23 protein-coding genes and 1 pseudogene are annotated in these 26,439 nt (G+C 55.3%); 13 read left to right on the top strand and 11 right to left on the bottom strand.

The features are described from left to right. The first annotated feature begins 317 nt into the window (after positions 1–317). The 4 genes from carA (at position 318) to WBL42_RS06580 (ending at position 6,549) form a co-directional block, all read left to right on the top strand. Positions 318–1,373, top strand: coding sequence for a glutamine-hydrolyzing carbamoyl-phosphate synthase small subunit (carA, locus tag WBL42_RS06565; protein WP_424720474.1), 1,056 nt, complete (start codon positions 318–320; stop codon positions 1,371–1,373). 2 nt (positions 1,374–1,375) lie between these two features. Next, positions 1,376–4,540, top strand: a complete 3,165-nt coding sequence (gene carB, locus WBL42_RS06570; protein WP_424720475.1) for a carbamoyl-phosphate synthase large subunit — start codon at positions 1,376–1,378, stop codon at positions 4,538–4,540. Between the two features lie 133 nt (positions 4,541–4,673). Further along, complete coding sequence (locus tag WBL42_RS06575) at positions 4,674–5,180, top strand: hypothetical protein (protein ID WP_424720476.1); 507 nt, start codon at positions 4,674–4,676, stop codon at positions 5,178–5,180. Between the two features lie 172 nt (positions 5,181–5,352). Further along, entirely contained in the window at positions 5,353–6,549 is a 1,197-nt protein-coding gene (locus tag WBL42_RS06580; RefSeq protein ID WP_424720477.1) for an argininosuccinate synthase, read from the top strand. 54 nt (positions 6,550–6,603) lie between these two features. On the opposite strand, the gene WBL42_RS06585 is transcribed toward WBL42_RS06580, so the two are convergent. Then, positions 6,604–8,844, bottom strand: coding sequence for a tetratricopeptide repeat protein (locus WBL42_RS06585; RefSeq protein ID WP_424720478.1), 2,241 nt, complete (start codon positions 8,842–8,844; stop codon positions 6,604–6,606). Positions 8,845–8,934: 90 nt separating this feature from the next. On the opposite strand from WBL42_RS06585, the gene WBL42_RS06590 reads away from it, so the two are divergent. Continuing rightward, positions 8,935–10,434 carry a methanogenesis marker 14 protein gene (locus tag WBL42_RS06590; RefSeq protein WP_424720479.1) on the top strand — a complete coding sequence of 500 codons (1,500 nt, stop codon included), beginning with the start codon at positions 8,935–8,937 and terminating at the stop codon, positions 10,432–10,434. A 15-nt stretch (positions 10,435–10,449) separates the two neighbouring features. Beyond that, positions 10,450–10,689, top strand: coding sequence for a hypothetical protein (locus tag WBL42_RS06595; RefSeq protein ID WP_424720480.1), 240 nt, complete (start codon positions 10,450–10,452; stop codon positions 10,687–10,689). Between the two features lie 486 nt (positions 10,690–11,175). Here WBL42_RS06595 and argF read toward each other — a convergent pair whose 3' ends face one another. From argF to WBL42_RS06615, 4 genes are read right to left on the bottom strand one after another with little or no spacing between them, the layout of a single operon-like run. Continuing rightward, positions 11,176–12,087, bottom strand: coding sequence for an ornithine carbamoyltransferase (argF, locus tag WBL42_RS06600; protein WP_424720481.1), 912 nt, complete (start codon positions 12,085–12,087; stop codon positions 11,176–11,178). Next, positions 12,084–13,370, bottom strand: a complete 1,287-nt coding sequence (purD, locus tag WBL42_RS06605; RefSeq protein ID WP_424720482.1) for a phosphoribosylamine--glycine ligase — start codon at positions 13,368–13,370, stop codon at positions 12,084–12,086. The genes argF and purD overlap by 4 nt, the downstream gene beginning before the upstream one ends. Before the next feature lie 33 nt (positions 13,371–13,403). Beyond that, complete coding sequence (pyrE, locus tag WBL42_RS06610; RefSeq protein WP_424720483.1) at positions 13,404–13,919, bottom strand: orotate phosphoribosyltransferase; 516 nt, start codon at positions 13,917–13,919, stop codon at positions 13,404–13,406. Next, complete coding sequence (locus WBL42_RS06615; RefSeq protein WP_424720496.1) at positions 13,913–14,413, bottom strand: CDP-2,3-bis-(O-geranylgeranyl)-sn-glycerol synthase; 501 nt, start codon at positions 14,411–14,413, stop codon at positions 13,913–13,915. The genes pyrE and WBL42_RS06615 overlap by 7 nt, the downstream gene beginning before the upstream one ends. Before the next feature lie 159 nt (positions 14,414–14,572). Between WBL42_RS06615 and tes the strand changes: the two genes are divergently transcribed. Then, positions 14,573–16,045, top strand: coding sequence for a tetraether lipid synthase Tes (tes, locus tag WBL42_RS06620; RefSeq protein WP_424720484.1), 1,473 nt, complete (start codon positions 14,573–14,575; stop codon positions 16,043–16,045). Between the two features lie 218 nt (positions 16,046–16,263). Next, positions 16,264–17,198, top strand: a pseudogene (locus WBL42_RS06625) (IS5 family transposase); the annotation flags it as partial. Between the two features lie 79 nt (positions 17,199–17,277). Here WBL42_RS06625 and WBL42_RS06630 read toward each other — a convergent pair. Further along, entirely contained in the window at positions 17,278–17,556 is a 279-nt protein-coding gene (locus WBL42_RS06630) for a hypothetical protein (protein WP_424720485.1), read from the bottom strand. 268 nt (positions 17,557–17,824) lie between these two features. Between WBL42_RS06630 and WBL42_RS06635 the strand changes: the two genes are divergently transcribed. Then, positions 17,825–18,403 (top strand): class I SAM-dependent methyltransferase, encoded by a 579-nt coding sequence (locus WBL42_RS06635; RefSeq protein ID WP_424720486.1) that lies wholly within the window; start codon positions 17,825–17,827, stop codon positions 18,401–18,403. A gap of 429 nt (positions 18,404–18,832) precedes the next feature. Here the strand turns inward: WBL42_RS06635 and WBL42_RS06640 are convergent, their stop codons facing one another. The 5 genes from WBL42_RS06640 to pyrC form a co-directional block, all read right to left on the bottom strand. Then, on the bottom strand, positions 18,833–19,768 hold the full coding sequence (locus tag WBL42_RS06640; RefSeq protein ID WP_424720487.1) for an ornithine cyclodeaminase family protein: 936 nt from the start codon (positions 19,766–19,768) through the stop codon (positions 18,833–18,835). Positions 19,769–19,890: 122 nt separating this feature from the next. Further along, on the bottom strand, positions 19,891–20,175 hold the full coding sequence (locus WBL42_RS06645) for a UPF0058 family protein (protein ID WP_424720488.1): 285 nt from the start codon (positions 20,173–20,175) through the stop codon (positions 19,891–19,893). A 58-nt stretch (positions 20,176–20,233) separates the two neighbouring features. After that, positions 20,234–21,466 (bottom strand): DNA primase DnaG, encoded by a 1,233-nt coding sequence (gene dnaG / locus WBL42_RS06650; protein ID WP_424720489.1) that lies wholly within the window; start codon positions 21,464–21,466, stop codon positions 20,234–20,236. Between the two features lie 210 nt (positions 21,467–21,676). Next, positions 21,677–21,994, bottom strand: coding sequence for a DUF167 domain-containing protein (locus WBL42_RS06655; protein ID WP_424720490.1), 318 nt, complete (start codon positions 21,992–21,994; stop codon positions 21,677–21,679). Positions 21,995–22,266: 272 nt separating this feature from the next. After that, positions 22,267–23,526, bottom strand: a complete 1,260-nt coding sequence (gene pyrC / locus WBL42_RS06660) for a dihydroorotase (protein WP_424720491.1) — start codon at positions 23,524–23,526, stop codon at positions 22,267–22,269. A 225-nt stretch (positions 23,527–23,751) separates the two neighbouring features. Here pyrC and WBL42_RS06665 point away from each other — a divergent pair, with 225 nt between their 5' ends. The 4 genes from WBL42_RS06665 to WBL42_RS06680 all read left to right on the top strand — a co-directional run bounded on the left by WBL42_RS06665 (position 23,752) and on the right by WBL42_RS06680 (position 26,176). Next, positions 23,752–24,513 carry a hypothetical protein gene (locus WBL42_RS06665; RefSeq protein ID WP_424720492.1) on the top strand — a complete coding sequence of 254 codons (762 nt, stop codon included), beginning with the start codon at positions 23,752–23,754 and terminating at the stop codon, positions 24,511–24,513. 57 nt (positions 24,514–24,570) lie between these two features. Further along, a complete protein-coding gene (locus WBL42_RS06670; protein ID WP_424720493.1) occupies positions 24,571–24,810 on the top strand; it encodes a YwbE family protein in 240 nt (79 codons plus the stop codon). Positions 24,811–24,943: 133 nt separating this feature from the next. Then, complete coding sequence (locus WBL42_RS06675; protein ID WP_424720494.1) at positions 24,944–25,573, top strand: chemotaxis protein CheC; 630 nt, start codon at positions 24,944–24,946, stop codon at positions 25,571–25,573. A 78-nt stretch (positions 25,574–25,651) separates the two neighbouring features. Beyond that, positions 25,652–26,176, top strand: coding sequence for a DJ-1/PfpI/YhbO family deglycase/protease (locus WBL42_RS06680; RefSeq protein WP_424720495.1), 525 nt, complete (start codon positions 25,652–25,654; stop codon positions 26,174–26,176). The last annotated feature ends 263 nt before the right edge of the window (positions 26,177–26,439 follow it).

Consider the following 26,439-nt stretch of genomic DNA (forward strand, 5'->3'; position numbering starts at 1 on the left):
TTTCAAAGAGACGATGCCCCCCTCTTGCGCCACCAGTCCCCCGCGGGGGACGGGGCGCAGTGCGATGAGCCCCGAGTCAAATGGCAGGTAATACAATAGTCATCGCAACCGGGGGATGCCATAGCGGCGGGGGCAAAGCCCAAAAGAGCGTCAGCGATTATGAAGTTTTCTACAGAGCATTTTTCTGGAAGTGCCTCAGGCAATACCCGGAGATAGATCCCCTGACGTCTACCCGTAGGAAACCGATACCGGTGGGTCGTGTTTCTGCTACCTGCACTATCGTTAATAACTATTCCGGCACATAACATATGGAAATCATGAAGGCGGTTCTGGGTCTTGAGGACGGACAATACGTCGTGGGAGAGGGGTTTGGTGCCGAAGGGGAATGTGCCGGTGAACTGGTATTCAACACCCAGATGACCGGCTATATGGAATCCCTCACCGACCCGAGTTATTTTGGCCAGATCCTGATGTTCACGTTCCCGCTGATCGGCAATTATGGCGTTGATCGTCAGAATTTCCAGAACGACAAGGTCTGCGCCCTGGGCTGCATCACCCGGGAGATCTGCGAGAAACCATCCACCCGGCCTTCCATCAGATCTTTTTTTGAAGAGAATAACCTGCTCGGCATGACGGGGGTCGACACACGTGCCCTGACTATCAAGACCCGGGTCCACGGCACAATGCGGGCGGCCCTCGTTATTGGCAGCGATGATGGTGATTATGCAGTGCAGCTCGCCCGCAGGACACCCACCATCTGCGATATCGTGCCCATTCCCGAAGTCTCCTGCAGACAGCCGTACCATCTCCCGGGAAGCGGGAAGCGGATCGCCGTCATCGATCTCGGTATTAAGAAGAACATGCTTACCAGCCTCTCAAAACGGGGTGGCGATCTCCATGTCTTCCCCTACAACGCCACCGCAGACCAGGTGATGGCCTGCAAACCCGATGCGCTCTTCGTCAGTAACGGCCCCGGCGATCCCAAGCAGGCGACCGATGCGATCACCTGCATCCGGGAACTTCTCGGCCAGCTGCCGATTTTCGGGATCTGCATGGGCAACCAGGTCTCCGCTCTTGCACTCGGTGGCGATACTTACAAGCTGAAGTTCGGGCACCGGGGGGCAAACCAGCCCGTCCGGTTCAAGGACGGACGGATCTTTATCACAACCCAGAACCACGGGTTTGCTGTGGATGCCGAATCCCTGCCTGAGGGCTCGAAGGTAACCTATACAAACGTCAACGATGGCACGGTCGAAGGATTTGAGAACGAGGACCTCTGCCTCACCACCGTCCAGTTCCATCCTGAAGCCCACGGGGGCCCGCGGGACACGGAAGCGCATTTCTTCGACTCGCTCTTCAGGAGGATCGCCTGATCATGCCGAAACGCACCGATATCAAAAAAGTCCTGCTGATTGGATCCGGCCCGATCCAGATCGGCCAGGCCGCAGAATTTGATTTCTCCGGATCGCAGGCCTGCCGTGCCCTCCGCGAAGAAGGCATTAAGGTAGTCCTTGTCAACTCCAACCCGGCAACGATCATGACAGACCCGGAGATGGCCGACGAAGTCTATATCGAACCCCTCCGGGCAGACATTATCGCCAAGATCATCGAGAAGGAGAAACCGGACGGGATCCTCTCCGGTATGGGCGGCCAGACCGGCCTGAACCTCACGGCCGAACTTGCCGAGATGGGCGCGCTCAAAGGGGTCGAGATCCTCGGTACACCGCTCGAGGCGATCTACAAAGGAGAGGACCGGCAGAAGTTCCGGGACCTGATGCGGGAGATCGGGGAGCCGGTCCCGAAGAGCATAGTCCTTAACTCGATGACCCAGATCGACGAGGCAATCCGCGAAATCGGTCTTCCGGCGGTCGTCCGCCCGGCATATACCCTTGGGGGAGCCGGTGGCGGTATCGGCAAGACCCGCGAGGAACTGGCCCGGATTATTGAACTCGGCCTCTCCCGTTCCCGTATCCACCAGGTGCTCATCGAAGAGAGCGTGATGGGCTGGAAGGAGATCGAGTTCGAGGTGATGCGGGATGCGACCGACACCTGTATCATCGTCTGCGGTATGGAGAACGTGGACCCGATGGGCATCCACACCGGGGAGAGCGTGGTCGTAGCCCCGATCCTGACGCTCCGCGACGACGAGTACCAGATGATGCGCAGCGCAGCGATCCACATCATCCGTGCCCTTGATGTCCAGGGTGGTTGCAATGTCCAGTTTGCGTTCTGGGAAGGCGATTACCGGGTCATCGAAGTCAATCCCCGGGTCTCCCGTTCATCTGCGCTCGCCTCGAAAGCGACCGGCTACCCGATTGCCCGGGTTGCAGCCAAGATCGCGATCGGGTTGCATCTCGACGAGATCACCAACACCGTAACCGGGTGCACGTTCGCCTCGTTCGAACCGACAATTGATTATATAGTCGTCAAGGTCCCCCGCTGGCCGTTTGACAAGTTCAAGGGTGCCGACAGGACACTCACTACTTCGATGAAGAGTACCGGCGAGGTCATGGCGATCGGGCGGACGCTGGAAGAGGCCTTCATGAAGGCCAAGCGCTCCCTTGATACGGACGTGCGGTCCCATACGAGCCCGAGCGAGATCCGCATGATCCTCTCCCGTCCTACGGATGAACGGTTCCACTGCCTCTTCGACGCATACAGGGTTGGTTTCACCCTTGACGAGATTGCCCATCTCACCTCCATCACCCCGTTCTTCCTCGAGAAGATCCGGAACATTGTGGATATGGAGAAGCGGCTTGTACAGGATGGCGGAACCGATGCAATCCTTGCGGCAAAAAAATATGGCTTCTCTCATGCCGAAATAATGAAGATTACCGGAAAATCTCTTGAAGAGATAGAGGCTGTTGCCGGCCTCCCGTCTTATAAAATGGTAGATACCTGCGCTGCAGAGTTCCCCGCACAGACCCCGTATTTCTATTCGACACAGGAACCGGTCTGCGAGATCGTACCCAGTGACCGGCAGAAAGTCCTCATCCTCGGGTCGGGCCCGATCCGCATAGGCCAGGGCATAGAGTTCGATTACTGCACGGTCCACGCGGTCCAGGCACTGCGGGACGAAGGGGTCGAGGTTCACATTGTCAACAACAATCCGGAGACGGTCTCTACGGATTTCGATACTTCAGACAGGCTCTTCTTCGAACCAATGCAGCTCGAGGACGTGTCCAATATCCTCCGGAAAGATAATTATTTTGGCGTGATGGTCCAGTTCGGGGGACAGAACGCGGTCAACCTCGCTGTACCGATTGAGAAAGAGATCCGAAGGCTCGGGCTGTCCACCCGCATACTCGGGACAAGCCCGGATGCGATGGATATTGCCGAGGACCGCGACCGGTTCAGTTCTCTCCTCACAAAACTCAAGATCCCCAGCCCGGCCAACAGTTCTGCTTATTCCGAAGGTGAAGCCCGCGCAAAAGCAGAAACGATCGGATACCCGGTACTTGTGAGGCCGTCCTATGTGCTTGGCGGCCGGGCCATGGAGATCGTCCATGACGAGCGCGAACTGGAGACCTACATGAAAGAGGCAGTGCGGGTGAGCCGGAACCACCCGGTGCTCATCGACTCCTATCTCCAGAATGCGGTCGAGCTGGATGTCGATGCGGTCTGCGATGGAGAGGAAGTCCTCATCGGCGGGATCATGGAACATATCGAACAGGCCGGGATCCATTCAGGAGATTCTGCCTGCGTGATCCCCACCCAGTCACTCTCCCCGGCAGTCCTTGATACCGTACGGGACTATACCCGGAAGATCGCCATGGGCCTCGGCGTGGTGGGTCTTGTCAACCTCCAGCTTGCTGTCAAGGATTCCATAGTCTACGTGCTCGAGGCAAATCCCCGCGCCAGCAGGACCGTCCCGTTTGTCTCGAAAGCGACGGGAACTCCTGTCGCGAAGATTGCCGCAAAGGTCATGATCGGCAGGAAACTGAAGGACCTCGGATACAAGGAACGGGAGATCCGCCATATTGCAGTCAAGGAGGTGCTGCTGCCCTTTAACAAACTGGCCGGCGTGGACACCGTCCTCGGCCCTGAGATGAAGAGCACGGGGGAGGTCATGGGTATCGACTATGACTTTGGCCTCGCGTTTTACAAGGCCTGCATATCCGCAGACAACGAACTGCCCCTCAAGGGAAACATCTTCATCTCCGTGAATATGGAACAGAAAGAAGAGGCGATCCCAATCGCACGCCAGTTGCGCGATCTCGGCCTGGTCCTGTACGGTACGGAAGGGACCGTGGATTACCTGCATGATGCGGGTGTGGAAGCCCACCTGGTCCGGAAGGTCCAGGAAGGGTCGCCCAACGTGCTGGACATGATGCGGCACGGGGAGATCCGTCTGATCATCAATACCCCGCAGGACAAACAGTCCCGCCAGGACCATTACCAGATCATGCGTGCGGCAGTGGACTTCCAGATACCCTATATTACGACCCTTCAGGCAGCGCGGGCAGCCGCTCTCGCCATTGACGCGATCAAGCGCGAGAAAGTGACGCTTGAGCCAATAAGCCATTATCTGAAGGAATAAGGGCAATATAGCCAGAATTTCTTTTTCCCGGGCTGTTTTACGTGGCCGTGACCAGAAACCACCGGCCGGGTTTCCGGGTTAATCTAAAAAAAAATTGAATATCCTTATATACCGAAATAACCAAAAAACATGCATGAAGAAATTACTTGTTGTTCTTGCAATCCTGTTTATCGGGATCCTGCTCGCGGGATGCACATCCCAGCAGGCAGCACCTGTGGCCACCCCTGCCCCGACGGCAGTCCCGACCGCAGTTGTTACAACAGCAGCCCCGACCGTTATCCCGACAACAGCAGTCCCCGTTGTTATCGTCAACACGACGCCGAATGCAACCCCGACACCGACACCGACACCCCAGCCGTCCGTCACGATCACCTTCAATTCAGATATGACCATAACTCCCGGAACGACCGTGTACATCCCCGTTGGTGGCGAAGTTATCTGGCAGAATAACGATCCGTTCAAACCCCATGGCGTTGTGGCAATCAACTACCAGACCGGGCAATACTTTGGTGGCATGAACACCGTTACGATTCCCTACGGCAAGTCCTTAACCGTGACCTTCCCCACAGTCGGCGCGTTTGACTACAAGACCGTCTACCAGCCAGTAACTGATGGAAAGATCATCGTTACCGCCCAGTAAATCCATCCAATAGCCGTTCAGGAAAAAAGCCTGAACAACTTTTTTTCAGTTATTGACCAGATCGTCTCACAGGATATTGTAAATTCTTCATTCCTGCGTCCTTTGTGCCCCTGAACATATATGCTGGTACTGCCAACAGGTACAGCACTACCATCTGCAAGGAGTATCAATCATGGGAAAAGGCACTATTGTTCTTGCATATTCCGGAGGGCTCGACACCTCCATCTGCATCCCCCTTTTAAAGGAACGGTATGACTATGACCGCGTTGTCACTGTTGCCGTGAACGTCGGCCAGAGAGATGAAGAGATCGACGTCGCGACAAAAAAGGGCAAGAAACTTGCCGACCGCCATTATACCATCGATGCCCGTGTGAAATTTGTCCGGGAGCATATTTACCCGGCAATCCGGGCCAACGGCTCCTATGAAGGTTACCCGATGGGCACGTCCCTTGCCCGCCCCCTCATTGCCGAGGAAGTCGTCAAGATTGCCCGCAAGGAAGGTGCCACGGCAATAGGTCATGGATGTACCGGCAAGGGAAACGATCAGCTCCGGTTCGATTTCATTATCCGCGGTGCCGGTCTCGAGGTAGTTGCCCCCATACGGGAACTCAACCTCACACGTGATTGGGAGATCGATTACGCAAAGCAGCATGGAATCCCGGTCCCGGTCAGGAAGAGCAAACCCTGGAGCATGGACGAGAACTGCTGGAGCAGGAGCATCGAGGGTGGCCGGCTCGAGGAACCTGACTACCATCCCCCGGAAGAGATCTATCTCTGGACGGTCTCCCCCCGGAAAGCCCCGGACAAACCGGAGAAGATCACCCTTGCATTCGAACGTGGCCTGCCCGTAGCCATAAACGGGAAGAAATACCCGGGATACGAGCTGATCCAGACACTGAATCTCCTTGCCGGGAAGCACGGAATCGGCCGCAACGACATGATCGAGGACCGGATTCTCGGGCTCAAGGCACGGGAGAACTACGAGCACCCTGCGGCAACCGTTATCCTCGCGGCCCATCGCGACCTCGAGAGCCTCACCCTCACCCGGCAGGAACTGGTCTTCAAGCGGACCGTCGATGACAAGTGGTCTGAGCTCGCCTACAAGGGCCTGGTGTACGAGCCGCTCTATGCAGCACTGAATGCCTTCATCGATACCACCCAGGAGCGGGTGAACGGCTCTGTAGACCTTGAACTCTATAAGGGATCGGTCAGGGTACTTGGCCGGTCCTCACCGGATGCGATCTACTCAAGCGATCTGGTCTCTTTTGACAGTGCCTCGATCGACCAGTGCCATGCTATCGGTGTCTCCCAGTATTTCGGCATCCAGGCACGCATGGTAAGGCAGATGCAGCAGAAGAAACGGAAATAATTTTTTCCGGTTTATGAGTCAATTTCCTGTTTTTGCCTGCCAACCCGGCCGGTGTTATGTCTGCATTTCCCGCGTTACCCCTGCCGGGATCTTCTTTTCGGCATATCTCTTGGCATTGAGTGTCTTCCGATCGCCCGGGTTCAGGGTAAGGGCATGATCAAATGCGGTTATTGCATCACCGAACCGGTTCATCTGGAGGAGGACAAGTCCGCGGTTGTGCCACCCGGCAAAAAAAAGGGGATTTACCGATACCGCATGATCAAATGCAGCAAGTGCCCCGGGCAGGTCATGAAGTTTTCTCTGGGTGAGGCCTTTGATGTTCCAGATGCGGTAATTACCCTCATCGGATGCAAGGGCATGATCAAATGCGGCCAGGGAATCCTGATCACTTCCCATTTTATGCAGGGCGAGTCCTTTGAGTTCCCACGCCCGGGGAACCGCTGAATCCAGACTGAGCGCCCGGTCAACGGCAGCAACTGCCTCCTCATAATGAAAGTCGCGGTACAGGGACACGCCTTTTTCGTACCATGTCCGTGCATCGGTATAATCCGCAGGCCTGCTCCGTGCATCGTCACTGCTGACGGGATGATAGGTCCGGGAAAAATACAGGATACCCCCGAACGGGTACTGGACAGGATACAGTTTTTCGTCAAGAGTCCTGGCCCTGGCAAGTGCGGTTTTTGCCTCGCGTCCCCTGCCAAGATTTGCAAGAAGGATTCCTTTCACGTACCAGCTGACGGCATGGTTCCCGCGTATGGTCAGGGCAAAGTCAACTGCCTGGAGGGCTGCATCCCATGATCCGTTCCGGAGAAGTTCTGCAGATTTGTTGAACCATGCCGGCATGTTTCCCGGGTCCAGCAGGATCGCGTGATCATAGGATTCAGCTGCTTCAGCATGGAGATGGAGCCTGCGGAGGGAGATGCCACGGTTATACCAGGCGGCAGCCATTTTCGGGGCAATGGTGATCGCCCGGTTAAATGCACCGAGGGCCTGGTCGTACCGGCCCTGGATACCAAATACGAGTCCTTTGTTAAACCAGATTACTGCAGAGTTCTTGTCGATTGCAAGAGACCGGTCATATGACTCCAGTGCCGGGCCGTATTCGCCAAGGTACGTGTGCACCAGTGCTTTATTGTACCATCCTGCCGCAAGTTCGGGATTTTTAGCTACCGCTGTATCATACGCCTTCAGTGCTTCCTCGTACCTGCCAAGAGTGTCGAGAGCAACACCCTTGTTATACCAGAGAATAGTTGAGGCAGGTGACAGCCCCAGTTCCTTTTCATATTCCTGGACTGCTTCCTCGAATTTGCCGGACCGGGTAAGCCCGAAGGCGTGACTTGACCAGGCTTCATGGAGGCCGGGATCTATCGGTACGGCCCGATCGAAGGCTTTGATCTCATCGTGATCCCGTACCAGAAAACGGATCGTATTCCTCTCGTTGTACCATGCCAATGCGATATTCGGGCTGAGATGTATCGCTTCTTCGAATGCATGCAGTGCTTCGGCCGTACGACCGGATTTACCAAGGGTCACCCCTTTCAGGTACCAGGATTTTGCATCATGATTGTCCATCCTGATCGCCTGTGTGAGGTTCCCGAGCGCTTCATCGAACCGGTTCAGGTTGATCTGCCCCTGTGCCCTTCCCGCAAGGGCCGTAATGTTGCCGGAGTCCTGTACAAGGACCCGGTCAAAAGTTTTTACCGATTCCTCCACCTGACCAAGTTCCATAAGGACAGCACCCCTGCCAGTGAGGGCATGGACATTCGCGGGATCAAGGGAGAGGGCTTTTTCAAAAGCCTGCAGGGCGTCATCGTGACGGTCGAGCTCGAACAGGGCATTGGCTTTTCCCGTCCACTCGTTCGCATCATCCGGTCCGTACCGGAGAGCTCGGTCATAGGCTTCGATCGCCTTGTCATATTGTTCAAGTGCAGCATATGACCGGGCTTTGCCTCCCCATGCAAGGGAGTGTTCGGGGATTTTTGCAAGTATGCGATCGAATGACCGGAGTGCCTCGTTGTCATGCTTGAGGATATGCAGTGCAAGTCCCCGGTTGTACCATGTTATCTCGTTGTTTTCGTCCCGTGCAATTGCCCGGTCGAATGCCTGGATGCACGCCCCATATTGTCCGAGGTACGCGAGTGCAAGGCCCTTGCCGATCCATGCACCGGTGTTTTCCGGGTCCAGTGCAAGCGAATGTTCGAATGAGAGGAGAGCCTCTTCGTATTTTCCCTGCGCTGAAAACGATATGCCCGACAGGTAGGGTTCCAGCGCTTCTTTCATAAGGAGCATCTCCATGTGATCTGTGATGAAGTTTCTTATCCTCCAAAATCACGTCCTGACTCAAAACAGAAATGTATATGGTTTGCCAGACAAGATTCGGATCACATGTGCGCCAGTTTTTTTTCCCGCTTCACCAGGCCCAAGCCAAATATCGTGGAGAGCCCCCCGCCTCCTTCCATCACCCACGGCGCCGGGATGCAGATCCCCGAATACAGGAACAAGCCCTATTTTCTCGTCGCTTCGGTCGAGATGGGGAACACCACGACCAAGTGCATTCTCACCGGTGTCAGCCTCGAGACCGGCATGTCGTACGTGATCAACAAGACCGTCAGCATGAGCCGGGATATCCGTCCCCCGAAACCAAACGAAACGGTCTTCGGGGCAACGCTTGACGGCACGCCGCTCACCCGCGAAGCCGTGACCGAACTGGTGCGGGATACCCTGGTACAGTGCCACAGCGAAGTGCATCTGGACATCCAGAAAGATCTCGATTTTGTTGTCCGCAGTACCGGTGTGGTTGCGGAGATGGAATCCCCGGACCAGATCGGGGATTTTGTCATCGCACTTGCCAATGGCTGCCTGGTGGCCGGGGTTCCTCCCCGGAAGATGACCCCACCCATGTCAAAAGAGAACCAGCCGGAGAAACTCCAGCCGTTCAGTTTTGCCGACAAGGTGGTCTTTGTCGGGGCAGTTGCGGGCGTGATTCCCCCGGTCGGTTCTACCGGTGTCGAGATGGTGGCAAACGAGATGGAGGGCGAGCTTGCCATGGCCGGGATAAAGGAAGGTGCAAAATGGACCGGTGTCGATTTCCGGAATCCCTGTATTTCCGTGGATTTCGGTACCACCCTCGACGGGCGCATCACTACGGATGTCAACCCGGACAGTCCGAACCCGTTTGCCCGTACCGTGGGGAACTTCTGCGGTCTTGCCGGTGCGATTCCCGATGCGATCGTGCGGGGGACCGGTCTCGTCCAGGCCCGGACCGGGACGGCACTGGATATATTCGGCGAACACAGCGTGGCCAGGGGATTGTTTGGCGGGGGCAACAGGAAAGTGGTAGCTGATTTCGTAGACCGGTGCCACGAGCACATCGATATCCGGATCGTGCCTGCCGACCGGAACCGGTTCGGCCGTGTGCCGGTCAACGCCCGCCTTGCCCTGGAGTCCGGGATCGCCATGATCGGATGCGACTGCGGTACCAACAGCAGCGACATGGACAAACTCCTTGCGATTGGAGCGGAGATCCACAAGAACCATGGGATGTCCACTCTCAACGAGGTGATCGACCGGGTCTGTGCGAGAATGGCCCTGCGCCTGATCGATGTTGCCGTGGAAAAGGGCCTCGTACCGCGGAACGCGTCCATAGGCTTCACCGGCCGGGCGGCAATCTCCGGGCGGAAACCCGAGTATATTCTTAAAGGGATCACCGAACGCAACCTCTTTGACGACCCGAACGATCACCTCGTCTTCGTGGATGACGGCCTGGCCCGGGGCGCGGCGCTCATGGGCAGGTGCATGAACTCACTCGGAAAACCGAAGAATCCGATCGGGGGCGTCCGCGGGGGCCCATGTATTATGAGCCGGCGGATCAAGATAGGTAAATGATACAGGTGCATGAACATGACTGATGACGAACCACTCTATGATGTCCTCATCCCTCCCGGCGTCCCGCAGAAGATCATCTTTGCTGTTACAGAAAAATTCGATGTCAAGGTAGTTGAGCGCATGGAAAAACTCAAGTTCGCCAACATGGAAGGAGACGAACGGGAACTGCTCGCTTTCCGCGGCCCGCTGGAGACTGTCCAGAAAGTTGAGAAATACATGATCGAACAGCTGAAAGCGTTCGTTGAAGAAAAGTAATCTTCAAATTTTTTTTGTATTTTTTTAAAATGGGATTATCAGAATAAATGCCACATATGATGGGGTTGCAATACGCGAGATACTTATAACCCAAAGGAAAAGTTCTGGTATAGGGATTCGAACCTCGATAACGATCGATTGGTTATACCTGTGGTAAAAAAATGTGTGAAAATGGGGTAGTCACATTCTTCAAAGATTGCGATGAACGCCGCCGCCCCCGAAGGGACGCCCCCGCGGCGGCCTCAATTACCGGTCATATTTGAAAACCGGCAATCTGCCCCGCCGTGCCTCGGAGAGGCCCTGAGGCGGGGAATCCTCCTTAATACTACCAAGTTCAAACAACCCGGTGATTCGATCATGAAACCAATTTCAGATCGGATTCTGGCGAACCCTTTTACAAAAAAATTCCGGCTCCCGCTCGCAAAATAAAATCGCGATCGTGATTGATAATTTTCCGGCAAGGTCTGATAAAAAAAAATTTAAAAATTATTTCCTGAGCAGCCGGACCAGCAGGGCTTTCTGGGCATGCAGCCGGTTCTCTGCCTCGTCCCATACAAGGCTCTGGCCGCCTTCCATCACTTCGTCCGTGATCTCCTCGCCACGGTGAGCAGGCAGGCAGTGGAGGACCCGGGCATCGGGCGATGCATGTTTCATGAGTGGTGCATCGACAGTATATTTCCTGAAAACCCGCATCCGCTCTTCCTTCTCACCCTCGTCACCCATCGAGATCCAGGTGTCGGTGACGATCACCTCGGCATCCTTTACCGCCTGCCCGGGCTCCCGGACAAGCGTGACATCGCCGCCAAGGGATTGTGCTTTCCTTACAATCTCCCCGGCAGGCTCATAGCCTTCCGGTGTGGCTACGGTGACCCTGAGACCGGTCAGGACGGTTGCAAGGATGAGGGAGTTGCATACATTGTTCCCGTCACCTACCCAGGCAACCCGGATGTCCTTTGTGGACCCGAAATGCTCCTGGATGGTCATAATGTCGGCAAGGAGCTGGCAGGGGTGTTCGAGATCCGAGAGGCCGTTGATGACCGGGATCGTGGCATATTTCGCGTACTCCTCGATGGTGCTGTGCTTGTAGGCGCGGATCATCATGCCGGAGACGTAACGCGACGCGGCCCGGGCCGTATCCCTGATCTCTTCGCCGCGCCGGATCTGCATGTCGCCGGCGTTTAAGAAGAGGGCATGGCCGCCGAGCTGGTTCATCCCGACCTCGAAGGATATGTGGGTCCTGGTCGAGGACTTCTCGAAGATCATCGCGAGCGTCTGGCCGGCAAGCAGCAGGTGCTTTATCCCGGCTTTTTTCTGGCGCTTGAGCTCGTGTGCTTCGTTAAGCAGCTGCTCCAGTTCCAGTTCATCGATATCAAGGATCGAAATAAAATCTTTCTTCATCGCAGCTCCTTCATATGCGCGATCCGCCGGTTGAGCAGCTCCTGCGTCCCGATATCCCTGCGGTGGCGGACCTTTCCTTTCACCGCGGATGCCGCAGATTCGGCGGCCTGTTCTGCCTGTTCAAGCGTCTCTCCTAAGCCGACAAAGGCAAGGGTCCGCGAAGTCTGGGTGACCAGTCCCCCGTTTGATCTCTCAATATTGGCATAATAGAGAAGCGCATCATCGTGGGAACCGATGAGGACAGGATCGCCGGCATGGGGTGAATCCGGGTATCCGTCAGGAACAAGATATTTGCAGACGGTAGCCTGTGCATCAAACGAGACGTGGGACGGCAGGAGCGATCCTTCGGCAATATGGTGCACGATCTCCGATAGATCGGAAGTCAGGAGGGAGAGGACGTTCATCGCTTCCGGGTCCCCGAAACGGGCATTGAACTCGATCACTTTGGGCCCCTCCGTGGTATTCATGAACTGGCCGTAGAGGATCCCTTTGTACGGCTGGCCGGTCCGCTCCATGGCAGCCACCACCGATTTCATGATCTCAATCGCTTTTTTGTAATCCGCTTTTGTCACGAAGGGGAGCATGTGGTCCGGCATCGAGTACGAACCCATGCCACCGGTGTTCGGCCCGATATCCCCGTCAAACGCCCGTTTGTGGTCCTGGACAAGCGGCATGGGTACGAGATGGGTGCCGTCGACAAATGCCTGGAGCGTGAACTCCTCTCCGATGAGCCGCTCCTCGAGGACTGCCTCGCCATGGAGGGTCCTGACATAGTCAATCGCCCCGGCCCGGTCCACCTGTTCGCCCATGATCCTGACGCCCTTGCCGCCGGTTAGCCCGATCGGCTTGACAACAAGGTCCCCCTCGTAATCCTCTATGAACTCTTCGGCTTCCGGGAGGGAATGGAAGACCCGGTATTTAGGGCATCCTTCAATTGCGTTCCGCTCCATCATATCCCGGCAGAATGCCTTATCGGTCTCGATCCGGGCAGCAGTCTTTGCAGGGCCTATCGTGGGAATCCCGGCAGCTCCGAGTGCGTCAACGATGCCTGCCTCGAGCGGGGCTTCGGGGCCGATGAACGCATAATCCACGTCGTTCTCCCGTGCAAACGAGACGATACGGGGTACATCGGTCTCTTTTGCGAGGAGAACCTTACCGGCGATACCATCAATACCGGGATTACGTTTTGCCATTACGGAGAGAATGGCAGTCTGTGTGTTGCGGGAGAGGGCAGAGGCTATCGCGTGTTCCCTTCCTCCCCCGCCCACAACGAGAATCTTCATACCATCCTAGTGTACGCTGGAAATAAAAAGTCCTTACTCTTTTAAGAGTTCGCTCAGCCGTACCAGGGGGATGATCCGGACGCCTTCGCTCTTCAATGCCGCTTCCGCTCCCTGTTCGCGATCGACAACGGTTACGACACGGTCTGCACGGGCACCGGCTGCCAGGAGTGCTTTGATACCGTACAGCGCAGAACCCCCCGAGGTCGTTACGTCTTCAATCAGCAGGACATCCTTGTCCTTCACATTGCCGATTATGACATCTTTCTTGCCGTGACTTTTCTCCGAGGACCGGATGATCGCGTACGGCTTTTTTGCAGTGAGGGCGACCGCGACCGCGAGGGGCACACCCCCGACTGCTACGCCGGCAATCACGTCGAACTCGTGCGCGGAGGCGACAGCTTCAGCGACTGCTGCAAGCAGATCCGGATTGGTCACCGCAGATTTCACGTCAATATAATAGGGGCTCTTTGCCCCGGATGCGAGCGTAAAATCCCCGAATTCGATCGCCCTGTACCTGATGAGCATCTCTGCAAGTGCGTTCCTTACCATGGTACCTCCTTGACTTTGATAGTGAACCCGATGATATTCATTGCCCGGTGGAGGATGGGAGTGAGGATCAGGATGAAGATGAATGCGGGAAGTGTGATCTCCCCAAAGAGCCAGCCTGAGTCGAAGATGACGAGGAGGAGAAATGCTCCTGCCACAAGGTCATACTGATCGGCAACGGGCCACTTCGCTCCCCGCTCCCTGCCAGACCTGCGCTTGAAAAAACTCTTGACAATATCTCCAAGAAGTGCGCCCGCGGCGAGAAGGCAGACGGCCAGGAGCGTAAGGTGGGGAAGGAAATCAAGTTCAAAGGCACCTGCAGCCCAGATCTGGATAATACCGATCCCGACACCTGCAAGGATGCCGACGATAAGCCCCCGCCAGGTCTTGCCATCGCCAAAGATCCTGCGGCCGTCGGTAAAATTCCTGCCGAAATCCACGGGAGTTCCCCCACCGGACACCGCGGCTACCGGGTTCGGGAGGTATGCCGGCAGCATGATCCAGACTGCGGAAAGCAATGGTATTATGAAGAAATCGGTACTAATAATGTAGCACTCCATCCAATACCTGTAGTAAAGAACAGATAGAAACATTAAGGTTGCCCCAAGGGGAATCTTTTACTGCCTGTAACTATAATCTGAACCGAGTGGACATACATGCTGATAAAAAAGACACGCAGTCTTTGCCCTACCTGCAATTCCGTCCTTGAAGCGGAAATTGTAGAAGAAGACGATAAGATCTGGCTGAAGCGGACATGTCCGTCACACGGGATCTTCCGGCACCTTTACTGGTCGGATGCCCGCATGTATCACCGGTTCGAGGAGTACGATGCCATAGGAAACGGGATCGCCAATCCCCAGAACCCCGGTGCACCTGCGAACAGTTGCCCGACAGCCTGCGGGTTGTGCAATAACCACCATTCCCAGACGCTTCTTGCAAATATCGACCTGACCAATCGCTGCAACCTCGACTGCGATTTCTGCTTTGCCAACGCACGGGCCTGCGGTTTTGTGTACGAGCCCGGTTTTGACGATATTGTCAGGATGCTGCAGGTGCTGCGGGACGAAAAACCGATCCCGGCCCCTGCGGTGCAGTTCTCCGGCGGGGAACCTACGATGAGGGATGACCTGCCGGATATCATCCGGAAGGCCAAGGCAATGGGGTTCCCCCAGGTGCAGATCGCGACAAACGGTGTAAAGCTCGCAAAAGATCCGGGTCTTGCCCAGGAACTCAAGGACGCCGGCCTCAATACGGTTTACCTGCATTTTGACGGCGTAACCCCCGAGACGAACCCGTTCCTTGCGATCCACAGGAAAGCGCTTGAGAACCTCAGGAAAGTCGGGCTCGGGACCGTGCTCGTCCCTACCGTTATCAGGGGCCGGAATGACAAGGAGCTTGGGGATATCATCCGGTTTGCCATCGAGAATATCGCTGTCGTGCGGGGCGTGAATTTCCAGCCTGTGGCATTCACCGGCGCTGCAAGCGACGAAGACCTGGAAAATGCCCGGATCACCATCCCCGATGTCCTCGGCCGGATCGAGGACCAGATGGACGGGATCCTCAAGAAGGACGATTTCTACCCGGTACCATGCGTGCTCCCCTTCTCGGATCTCGTTGAGGCCTATACCGGCAGGCCGCAGGTCCGGTTCACCGCCCACCAGCACTGCGGGGCTGCGACATATGTGTTCGTGCAGGAAGACGGCGTCATCCCGGTCAACCGCATGGTCGACGTGGAGAGTTTCTTTGAATCGATCGAGCATATGGCCGAGACCATCAAGAAAGGCGGGACCATCAATAAGTACAAGGCGCTTCTCGAAGGTGTCAAGGAGATGCACGGCTCCGTGAAGAAGGGGGAGCAGGGCAATACTGCGGAGTTCTGGAAGATCATCGGCAAGACCCTGATCGGCCAGAACTTCGATGCCCTGCGGGAGTTCCACTGGAATGCGCTCTTCATCGGCGTCATGCACTTCATGGACAAGTACAACTACGATATCGAGCGGGTCCAGCGCTGCTGCATCCATTATGCAACTCCCGACGGGAAACTGGTTCCCTTCTGCACCTACAACAGCGGGCCGGTGTACCGGGAGCAGGTGTGGAAGAAGTACGCGAAGGAGAAGCCGGAAGAGTGAAACGATGGGCAGGATTCTAACAATACAAAACTTTATATTGTTTTTAAATTAGATGAAAAATCGGCTCTGTAGAAAACCTGTGGTAACCGACGTAATCTGTTGACCACAAAAGCTAAGGTACGGTGCCTCCTTACTTTATTATGCGAATAACAATCAAGGAGGCAAAATAGTGTCAGCAAACCGGTATATCCGGTTTGTTGAATTATCCTCAGGACTGATCCGGGATTCCACTATTTTTGTCGAAATTCTCAAGAAAAACGTATTCTCAGCACCAGTTACTCATTCTCCTGCACCTGAAAGAGTACCTGTCTGAAAATTACCGGGACACGGTTGAGCTTACCGCGGTCATGGACTCTCTCCGAGAAAAAATCCATCTCGATGAAGTCCCTCATTTCACGACGATCCATACGTTCTGTCAACGGATAAGATCCTCAAACATTCACCCGGTTATTCAACCGGCTCATTAAACAATTTTACGACAGGGATGAAAGAATCGTTTGTTCCGCGATTGATTCGTCGGGGTTTACCAGCTCCTATGCCAGTTCATATTATTCCTGGAGAACCGGGAAGACCCGAAAACGATTTCTGAAAACATCTATCTCCGTCGATACTGATCGACAGATCATAACCGGGTTCAGGATCGCTGGAGCAACCGGTCCATGATATCCCTCACGCGGAAAAACTCCTTGTTCAATGTCACAGAACGAGAAAATCCGATGTCTACGTCCTCGATAAAGGATAAGATTCTGAAGATCACAGACTCACCCGCGATGACCTTAACGCTTATTCTCGTATCCCGGTCAGAACCAGAAAACGAAAGCGGATATTCGGTACCTACCGACGAGAACTCGCCAGGTCGTTCGACAAGGCCTGCTATCATCAACGAAACAAGGTCGAAACAGTATTCTCCGTCTTGAAAAAAAAGTTCAGGGAAGCCCTGAACGCACGGAACTTCCAAGCACAGGTCAAAGAACTCAAAATCAAATTGATCCTCTACAACATCTCGAAAATTATTCTCGCGATCTTTAGATGGATCTTTTACCGAGGAATTCTACATAGCCGAAAAATCTTCAAAGCAAAATACACAACGCCGGTGCCTCCAATGGCTGTTATTAAATATGAAATCTCGCGCAATAAATCCATTTTTCGTTGATGGATAATCTTATCATAATTTTGTAAAGGTTTTTGAGTGTAAAATTTAATTTCTGACCTTGTAGCGTTGAAAAAATGCATCAATCTCGATAAATTTCGTTATATTTTGAAGTATCATGAAGATTATGAAGATCCCATAATACAATTTTTCTATCGTCACGATTCAAATCATTTTTTATTTCGCGTACTTGGTTTGGTGATAAAACTAGATCTGAGTCATTTTTCAAAGATTCTAAGTAGGATTTCCATCTTTGTTTTACCTGATTAATATTCGACTCAATGCTTTGAACTTGACTTTCAATTTTTAATTTATTTGTTTTGTCCAATTCAAATAAATCAAAATTTGAAATATCCGGCATAAGAGATTGTAAAATCTGAACGTTTGAATATTCCTTTAAAAATATTTGATCTAACGATGCCTTACGCGCAAAACGCCTCGGCGGGTTTTGCGCTACTCATTACCTGTACCAAGAAATGAAAGGTAATTGATCCGCAGCGGGGCGCCCTTCGGGGCGGCGGTCGTTCATCACAATTTTAAAAGAATATCCCGTGTTCGGATTGAAGTCCCACCTTATGTTGCAAATCCTGAAGAAATACTGATAAGCATATCAAATGCCATGGTGAAGTATGGATTTCTTTGACTCGGCATACCGGGGTACACCCCCCTGGGATATCGGCCGGCCCCAGAAGGAGTTCGTTGAGCTGGTCCGGAGGGGTGAGATAACCGGCTCTGTCCTGGACATAGGATGCGGGACCGGGGAGCATGCCCTGTTCTTTGCGAAGGAAGGGCATGAAGTGTGGGGGATCGACTCTGCCCCTCTTGCGATCCAGAAGGCAAGGGAGAAGGCTGCAGGAAGAGGACTCACGGTGCATTTTCTTGTCCTGAACGCACTGGAACTTTCCCGTCTCAACAGGACATTCGATACCGTCACCGATTCAGGGCTTTTCCATACCCTGTCCGATGAGGACCGCCCGGTATTCGTGGACAACCTTGCGGCCATCCTGTCCCCTGCCGGGAAATACTTCATGCTCTGCTTTTCTGAACTGGAGCCCGGCGGGTACGGCCCAAGGAGGATATCACAAAGAGAGATACGGGATATCTTCCGGGACGGGTGGACCATCAATTACATCAGGCCGGCGGTCTTCGAGAGCCGCACCCGGGCCGATGGACCCAAGGCATGGCTCTCGTCGATATCGAAGGAATGATAAAGAGGTATCAGGATTGCCGCAAAGGGGGGTACCCACCCCACCCACCGGGCATGGGAGGTATGGGTAGCTCCCCCTCCCGGCACAAGAGGGGTGGGTACCCCCCAGCACCTTCCGGCCGGGTGGGGGGGGTACCCCCTCACTAAAAAAATAGTGGAGGGGGGGTCTATCGCCAACCCCCCCATATCATTTTTGAGAATTGTGCATTATTGCACGCGTCCCGGACCTGTCAATCGCATGAACCATCAGACGAAACTCGCAATCCGGAAGCCTACTCAAATCTGATCAGAAGGTTTCTCCCGGGCCGGAGGGGAGTGGAGTCCCCGGCCAACCCCCTCTGCATGGTGAGAGGGGGGTTCACGCGGATTAAAAAAATAACTGGAGGGGGGTTTTGGCAGCGGACCCCCCCACACTATGCCGATTATCTCCTCACGGGAACGGCAGCTCGAACGTTTTCCCGTGCTGCATTGCGATCTTTGCAATCGCAAGGTCCTGGATCGCAAGCCCGGTCGAGTCGAAGACCGTAATGGCAGCCGGGTCCCGCCGCTGCTTCCTGCCTATCACCACTTCGCCGATAGTGCCGGCGATATCGGCCTCGTGGAAGAGCCCTTTCGTAATCGGCACGTTGATCTCCCCGGAATGAACGGCCTGCGCCGGGTCGTCCACGAAGACCTGCGCCCGCCGGAGAATTGCGGGATCGAGTTCCTCCTTGCCCGGGGCGTCGGCACCGATCGCGTTGATGTGCGTCCCCTCGTGGATCCATTCGTCCCGGACAACAGGAGTTCTCGATGGTGTGGTGGTGACCAGCACATCGCAGTCGCACACCTTTTCCACCGGGCCCGAGGTACAGGGAAACTCCATGAACCGGTCGGCGAATCTCCTGACATGCGATTCGTCGCGGCTCCAGACCTTTATCTGCTGTATCTTCAGTTCCCGTGAGATGGCCGAGACCTGCGCCTCTGCCTGCTTCCCGGTCCCGATTACGCCAAGGATGATCTCTTTTTTCGGTGACAGGTACTTACAGGCCACCGCTCCTGCTGCCCCGGTCCGCATGTCTGTCAGCCGCGTGGCGTTGAGAATGGCCACGGGTTTTCCGGTCCCGGTATCGAGGATCACGGTCAGGGCCATCACCGTCGGGAGACCGTGGGCGGGGTTACCGGGATGCACGTTCACGATTTTTACCCCGGCGATATCCAGCGAAGGCAGGTATGCGGGCATGGTACGGAAATCACCGGCCGGCAGGGTCACGTAGACTTTGGGAGGCATCTGGACAAGCCCCTTCCCGTGATCGGCAAAGGCAGATTCCACGGCCCTGTTCACAAGCCCGATATCCAGTCCCATGTCCGTGTCGGTGAAGTACTGCATGACCCGGAATCGTCTTTATTGGGATTTCAATATTGTTGTCGTGGTGCCCCAATCTGCAGGAGAGATCCCAACCGGGGCTGCATCAACGGGAACAGAAAAACAGGGACAAAAAAAGATTGTGGTTATGAAGTGTAATCCATCTCTTTGAGTGTCTTGTCGGCAAGCTCTTTCATTCTTGCCGAGATCCTGCTGGATGAACTGTAGTCCACTTCCTTCATTGCATTCGCAATCTCGGTACCGAGTACAAAGATCGCGTATTTATGCTCCATCTTGCTCTTGTGCTGCTGGGAGGGTGTGATCTTCAGTGACTGGTACTGGGAGAATTTCAGCTCGGGGTTAATCTCTTCAAAATAATCCTTGACCTCCGCGAGCATCTGGTGAAGATTGATGAGTTCGTCTTTATGCATGTGACCACTCCAGACAGTAACATAGTTTTATACAGGATAAATAAATTTGTGTGGGGAGTTACGATCCCATTTTCAGCAGCCGTATCGTCAGGGGCCGCTTGATGATTCCCTTGAAATCGCGGGCCGCAACATAGGACATGCCTTTCTGGACGAGCCGGTCGAGGAGTTTCTGGTCCACGGGACGGTCCAGGACGAGCCCGGTCGCGGAGGTATCGATCGTCTCGATCGCCTTCTCCACTTCATCCGATCGCAGCTCCTTGACCACCGTCAGGTCATCGTTCAGGAACCGGGCAAGGCTTTGCCCCTTCACGTCCTCGATATGTTCCCGGAGGCTTAAGGGGCCGCCGGAGGAGTCCCGGGGGCGTTTTGCCGGCGTGTGGTGCCTGCCTTTCCGTTCCGGGGATTCATCAGCATCGGGTACCGCACGGCTGAACCGCAGATCGGCCGGGAGTTCTGTCGAGGTCTCGAAGTACTGGTCCCGCACATATTCCACAGGTACCTTGTTCCGGAGGGTCTTGATCACCTCTTTCCTCGTCATATCCTCGACGCTCTTTCCCTTGGGGGAGAAAGCAACGAAATCGATGTCTGCTACCTGCAGGAGTTCGCGGAGGATCAGTTCGCCGCCCCGGTCACCGTCAAAGAAAGCGGTAGTGGTCTTCTTCTCACAGAGCTCCACCACGCTCTTTGGGATGTTCGTCCCCTCAACAGCAACGGCATTCTTGATGCCGTACCGCAGCAGGTTCAGGACATCGGCCCGGCCCTCGACGATGATGATCGCATCCGATTCCAGCACGTTCGGCCCTGCCGGTGACCGTTCCTCGCCAATGGACCCGATCTTCTCAATACGGAGGGTCTGGCGGACATCGTCCAGCAGTTCGTCACTGTCGATCGTCCCGTCCTCGAACCGTTCGATCAGGATCTCTTTTGCCCGTTCAACGATCTTCTTCCGCTTGCTGACCCGGATATCCTCGATCGATTCCACGGACACATGCGCTACGCATGGACCTACGCGGTCGATCGTCTCGAGCGACGCGGCAAGGATCGCCGTCTCGGCCCGGTCAAGGGAGGACGAGATCATGATCTCGCCTTTTGTCTCGCCTTTTTTGCTCGTGATCTGGACGTCTATCCGTCCGACACGTCCTGTTCGCTGGAGGTCCCGCAGGTCAAGATCTTCGCCGAGTAACCCTTCAGTCTGCCCGAATATGGCACCGACTACGTCAGGTTTCTCGACCACCCCCTCTGCGGTGACGCTGATGTGAATAAGGTACTTGGTAGTATCCGGTGAATACAAGTAAACGCACCCCCATGTATCATGCAATGGATGTAAGGCCTGATCATAGGTATACTATTTATATATTGCCTGGAATTACTTAAAGTACAGGATCATTGCTGAGCATCGTATCCCTGTTTTTCCGTTCCGGTAAACCGTACGGTATTATGCAGAACAATTCAGAACACGTTAACCTTGTAACCTGCCCGCCTTTTTTGTTTTCAGCAGGTTTTATTCAACGAGGGGAGAGAGCCGTCCGAGCAGTTCGTTCTTCGTCATACCGGTTACAAGAATCCGTTTCTGGGATGCCGTGGAACCCGAAAGGATACTCACTGAAGCCGGGGGTACATCAAGACTCTGTGCAACCAGTGCGATCACGGCCCTGTTTGCCTTCCCCTCAACAGCCTGCGCCGATACCCGGCAGCCGATCATCTTCCGCCACTCATTGTATCCCGCAGGAAATGCGCTGGTCTTTGCACCTGCTGTCACTTCAATTGCAATAACGACCCCGTGCCGGTCCTCGAAAAGAGCGTCCGTGATATCCGGCATTTTGCCACCGTTCGTCATAAGGAAATGTAGCCCGGCATTAACGCACATGGATCACCAGTGGCTGCTGCCGTCCTTCACCTGTGTTTTAACCCATGCCGGGCAGATGCCTGTCGCGCACCCGGGTTGTCCCATGGATCACTTCCAGACACATGTCAATCGATCACCCGGGGACCTATGGGTACGCTTGTTTCGGCACCATCACATTCGGTGTCCGGGATATTGAGGATTTCGGACGGGTACTGCCGGGCCCCGCAGGGACCGGTGGTCCCGGCTCACTGCGGATAGTACCCTTTCCCGGCGAACCAGAGCGGCTGACCGCAGGTAAACTCCCCCTCCTCATAGACGACCGTCCCGCCCAGGATGGCCCGGGAGGGGAATACCGCGGGGAGCCCGGCGAACGGGGAGAACCCGCACCGGCTGTGCAGCAGGTCCGGGTCCACGGGGACTGCTGTTTTCGGGTAAAGTGCAAAATCAGCCCGGTCACCGGGTGCAAACCCGGCCGGGGGAATCCCGAGCAGGGCGGCGGGAGTTGTTGAGGTCTTTGCTATAACGTCCTGCAGGCTGATCCGCTTCTCCACGACTTCGGCCATGAGGAGCGGCACCATCGTCTCGACCCCGGGGATGCCGGATGGCGCTTCCGAAAACGGTAATCGTTTCTCCGGCAGTGTATGCGGGGCATGGTCCGATGCGATCACATCGATCCGCTGCCACCGGGTCCAGAGACCTTTGCGTTCCCGCCCGCTCCGCAACGGGGGATTCACCTTTCCGAGGGCATCATCCGGCCTGAACCGGTCAACGGCAAGGAAGAGGTGGTGGGGTGTCACTTCCACCGATCCCGTAACAGCGGCAATGGAGTCCCCGGAACTCAGGTGGCAGAAATGGAGCCGGCACCCGGCCGTATTGCACTCCTGCACAGCCTTCACCGCACGCAGTTCGCCTTCAGCGGACCGCACCTGTTCATGGGCAGGCAGGCTGTTGTCGGCACCGCTGCCGATCTCCTCGGCATGGATCGTCGCCAGTGCCCCGCAGGAATGGATCTCGCGCAGTGCTGCTGCGAGTTCGTCCTTTGTGATTGCGTCCCCGTAACTTGAGGGGGCAAAGAACGTCTCACCGAAGGCCATTGCACCCGAGCTCCACATCGCCCTGATCGGGGTATCGAATGTCACGCCGCTGTTGATGGCAAAACTGCAGAACGAGTGCGCCTTTGCCTCCAGCACCCGGGCCCTGAACGATTCCGGGTTCGTGATCGGCGGGATGGTGTTGGGCTGGTCGACAACTACCGTCACACCCCCGGCAAGGGCGCTCCGGCTGCCGCTCGACCAGTCCTCCTTTGCTGACTGGGGACCGCCCCGCATATGCACGTGCATGTCCACTGCCGCCGGGAGCACGAACAGGCCGGTGCAGTCCACGCTCTGATCTGCCGGTGTGGCAGAGCCCGCATGAACTACCTTCCCCTCCCTGACTTCAATGTCCGTAATGCGCCCGCCCGGAACGGTCACATTCCGCAGGACAAGGCTTGTGGAAGGCTCCATCGTACAACGTTTCCCCCTTGCAGTCATAAATGCATGGTGGCCGGTGAGTTGCCGGAAGGGCGGATGCAGCCACAGGTAGCCGGCACCCTTTCAGATGCCCGATCCCTCCCTGTGCATATCGACAGGTATTCAATCCGGTGCAGCTGTATTCATGATTATCAGACCGGTACCCGGGCATCACCCTTACCAGGGCAGTCATGCCGGTGCCGGAGGTTGTGACCGGTCATGGACAGGATCATTAAAATCACCCTTGCGGTATTCATCATAATTCTCGTGACGTTTGTTGCACTGGCCGGGTATTCTGCCTATGTGGAGAATGCATACCGGACATCCTTTGCAGGTTCCTATACCTATACCTGCACCATCGCCACGGATTCGCCGCTCAGCAATGTGACGCTCTTCATCCCGGTTCCTGAGGACCGGAACGGGAATTCCCCTGTCATCGCACAGTACAGTGCACAGAAGATAACCGGCGTGCCGGATACCTGGACAACGACCCTGTACGATACCGGCAAGTCGACCCTGGTCAGGATCACGATCCCTTCCCTTGTCCCCCCGGCCGGGACAAGCCATGCGCACCCGTATGCCGTCACCTTGTCCACCAATATCAGTTCGCAAACGATGATCGATACCCGGAATCCCGTAGAGAACAGCCCGGTGTTCCGCCCGGTAACGGATCCCGCATTGACCGGCTGCAGGGGGAATGAAACCCTTCCTGATCACCGGCAATGTTATTCATACCAGTCATCCGTATATGCGGATTACCGGTCAGGCCCGAACGCATCGGTGAGTATCACATCGACGCTCCTTGGAATGAATCGCTGGGACATATTCGGACCCCGGGAGAATGAATACGACACAGACATTTACGTCCTGATGCCGGGGGAAAACCACGGGTGGGCAATTGCACGTGGGTATCTTGAGCAGGGCCTCGGGTCAGATGATCCTGCCATGCAGCCCGCGGCACGTTCCGGCCGTTCATCGTGATCCGTCCCCCGGAATAACCGGGGGAACACGTATCCATTCTCCCGGCAATGAGTGATCATGACCCCGGATAACTCCTCACGGCAGCGGGCAAACATACGGCCAGGTATGACCGTGGATATCATCCAGAAGAGCGACCAGCGGAGCGGGAAGCTGACGCGGGGAACCGTACAGGAGATCCTCACCGGTTCTGTATCCCATCCCCACGGGATCAAGGTCCGGTTATCTGATGGTCGCGTCGGCAGGGTTGCGGCCATCATTTCTCCCGGGCCTCACCCTGGAGATTCGTCCGGGGCCTGATACATAATTATAAATGATGCCATACCCATCATCTCACCATCTGAGTTATCGGTAAGCGTAGTGCACCTGCTACGAGACGGGTGGTTGCAGAAGACAAACCATGGCCCGATCCGGTGACCCGGGATTGTGCTGCATGGAATTTACCCCGGAGCAGATGGATGCGTTGAAGGAGCTGGCGAATATCGGCGCTGCCCATTCGGCCACAACGCTCTCCCAGATGCTGGATACCCATATCGGGATGAACGTGCCGGAGATCAATATCGTGGATATAGCCCGGGTCGGGGAGTTTCTGACCGACGAACTGACCACGATGGTCTTTTTTGAGATCCAGGGGGATATTCCGCACGGCGGTTTCCTGGTGCTCCATTTCCCCCGGGACTCGGCGATAAGGACGGCGACCATCATGCAGGGCTCCCGCGATACGGATCACCCGCTGAGCGAGATGGACCAGAGCACGATCCTCGAAGTGGGGAATATCATGATTTCGTCCTTCCTGAGTGCTACCTCCGACCTTCTCGGTTTCATGATGCTGCCATCCCCGCCCGTCCTTGTCGTGGACATGGCGCATGCCGCCATCACCTCCCTCATCGCCCAGATGACGGTCGAGGTGGATGATGTGATCCTGTTCCGGGTGAAGCTCACCTCGGAAGAACATAAGATTGCAGGAAATATCCTGATCTTCCTCGAGGTCGACACGCTCCGGAAAGTCGAGGCCCGGCTCGAGGAGATGACAAAAAACCCGCCCCCCCTCCCGACTTCGTGAGGGACCGATCGTTTTTTGCCAGGGGATAATTCGCAATATCCATAATCCTGTACAGACAAACGTCAGATGCTGAAGATTATGAAAGTACTGATTGCGCTCGCCCCGGAGAAATTCCGGGACGAGGAACTTGCCGCGCCTGTTGCTGCACTGCAGAATGCCGGCATTGGTTTTGATATTGCATCGACCAGGCGGGGACCCTGCACCGGTATGCCGGGTTCAAAGGCCATTGCCACTCTCTCGTTTGAGGAAGTTGATCCCAATCTGTATGACGGGATCATCATCGTCGGGGGATCTGGATCGCAGTCCTATCTCTGGGAGGATAAGATCCTCCCGGTTCTCGTAAAATATCTCAGGGATAAGGGGAAAGTGGTCGCGGCCATCTGCCTTGCCCCGGTGATCCTTGCCCGGGCGGGTATCCTGAAAGGAAAGAAAGCAACCCATTTCGATAATCCTGCAGTTTTTCGCGAGATGAAAATCGGGGGTGCTATCGTGGTGGACCAGCCCGTGGTCACGGACACCCGGATTATAACGGCAAATGGCCCGGCTGCATCGGAAGCGTTTGCAGAGGCAGTTGTGAAGGCCCTTACTTCGGTTGAATGGTGAACCCGGGTTTTTTTGACCGGACCTGTTCCGGTGTACAGAATCTCATTCACGCAGTCCACGCATGCTCAAGGAAACGGGAAGTCCGCCGGAACCGGCTCTCGCCGCTACTTCGCCCTTGGTGACTTTTTGTCAACCAAGGGTGGGAAGTAACTTCCCAACTTGTGCCCCGGCCTTGTTCACGTAACATGGTGCCAAGGTCTTCAAGGGGCTCTACTTATCGTGAATTTTCCCCATCTTATCTTTTATATAATCCTTTGTTAAGG

The sequence above is a fragment of the Methanoregula sp. genome (genome assembly GCF_049686655.1).
Taxonomy (GTDB): domain Archaea; phylum Halobacteriota; class Methanomicrobia; order Methanomicrobiales; family Methanospirillaceae; genus Methanoregula.

What these genes read in the sequence shown, in the direction of transcription:
- argF (WP_424720481.1), bottom strand. Translation starts at nt 12,087, where the DNA reads ATGAAGAAAGATTTTATTTCGATCCTTGATATCGATGAACTGGAACTG.
- WBL42_RS06580 (WP_424720477.1), top strand. Translation starts at nt 5,353, where the DNA reads ATGGGAAAAGGCACTATTGTTCTTGCATATTCCGGAGGGCTCGACACC.
- WBL42_RS06590 (WP_424720479.1), top strand. Translation starts at nt 8,935, where the DNA reads ATGTGCGCCAGTTTTTTTTCCCGCTTCACCAGGCCCAAGCCAAATATC.
- tes (WP_424720484.1), top strand. Translation starts at nt 14,573, where the DNA reads ATGCTGATAAAAAAGACACGCAGTCTTTGCCCTACCTGCAATTCCGTC.
- purD (WP_424720482.1), bottom strand. Translation starts at nt 13,370, where the DNA reads ATGAAGATTCTCGTTGTGGGCGGGGGAGGAAGGGAACACGCGATAGCC.
- WBL42_RS06615 (WP_424720496.1), bottom strand. Translation starts at nt 14,413, where the DNA reads ATGCTGCCGGCATACCTCCCGAACCCGGTAGCCGCGGTGTCCGGTGGG.
- WBL42_RS06640 (WP_424720487.1), bottom strand. Translation starts at nt 19,768, where the DNA reads ATGCAGTACTTCACCGACACGGACATGGGACTGGATATCGGGCTTGTG.
- WBL42_RS06630 (WP_424720485.1), bottom strand. Translation starts at nt 17,556, where the DNA reads ATGCCGGATATTTCAAATTTTGATTTATTTGAATTGGACAAAACAAAT.
- WBL42_RS06665 (WP_424720492.1), top strand. Translation starts at nt 23,752, where the DNA reads ATGGACAGGATCATTAAAATCACCCTTGCGGTATTCATCATAATTCTC.
- pyrC (WP_424720491.1), bottom strand. Translation starts at nt 23,526, where the DNA reads ATGGAGCCTTCCACAAGCCTTGTCCTGCGGAATGTGACCGTTCCGGGC.
- carA (WP_424720474.1), top strand. Translation starts at nt 318, where the DNA reads ATGAAGGCGGTTCTGGGTCTTGAGGACGGACAATACGTCGTGGGAGAG.
- WBL42_RS06645 (WP_424720488.1), bottom strand. Translation starts at nt 20,175, where the DNA reads ATGCATAAAGACGAACTCATCAATCTTCACCAGATGCTCGCGGAGGTC.
- WBL42_RS06595 (WP_424720480.1), top strand. Translation starts at nt 10,450, where the DNA reads ATGACTGATGACGAACCACTCTATGATGTCCTCATCCCTCCCGGCGTC.
- WBL42_RS06675 (WP_424720494.1), top strand. Translation starts at nt 24,944, where the DNA reads ATGGAATTTACCCCGGAGCAGATGGATGCGTTGAAGGAGCTGGCGAAT.
- WBL42_RS06680 (WP_424720495.1), top strand. Translation starts at nt 25,652, where the DNA reads ATGAAAGTACTGATTGCGCTCGCCCCGGAGAAATTCCGGGACGAGGAA.
- WBL42_RS06575 (WP_424720476.1), top strand. Translation starts at nt 4,674, where the DNA reads ATGAAGAAATTACTTGTTGTTCTTGCAATCCTGTTTATCGGGATCCTG.
- WBL42_RS06655 (WP_424720490.1), bottom strand. Translation starts at nt 21,994, where the DNA reads ATGCCGGATATCACGGACGCTCTTTTCGAGGACCGGCACGGGGTCGTT.
- pyrE (WP_424720483.1), bottom strand. Translation starts at nt 13,919, where the DNA reads ATGGTAAGGAACGCACTTGCAGAGATGCTCATCAGGTACAGGGCGATC.
- WBL42_RS06635 (WP_424720486.1), top strand. Translation starts at nt 17,825, where the DNA reads ATGGATTTCTTTGACTCGGCATACCGGGGTACACCCCCCTGGGATATC.
- carB (WP_424720475.1), top strand. Translation starts at nt 1,376, where the DNA reads ATGCCGAAACGCACCGATATCAAAAAAGTCCTGCTGATTGGATCCGGC.
- WBL42_RS06670 (WP_424720493.1), top strand. Translation starts at nt 24,571, where the DNA reads ATGACCCCGGATAACTCCTCACGGCAGCGGGCAAACATACGGCCAGGT.
- WBL42_RS06585 (WP_424720478.1), bottom strand. Translation starts at nt 8,844, where the DNA reads ATGGAGATGCTCCTTATGAAAGAAGCGCTGGAACCCTACCTGTCGGGC.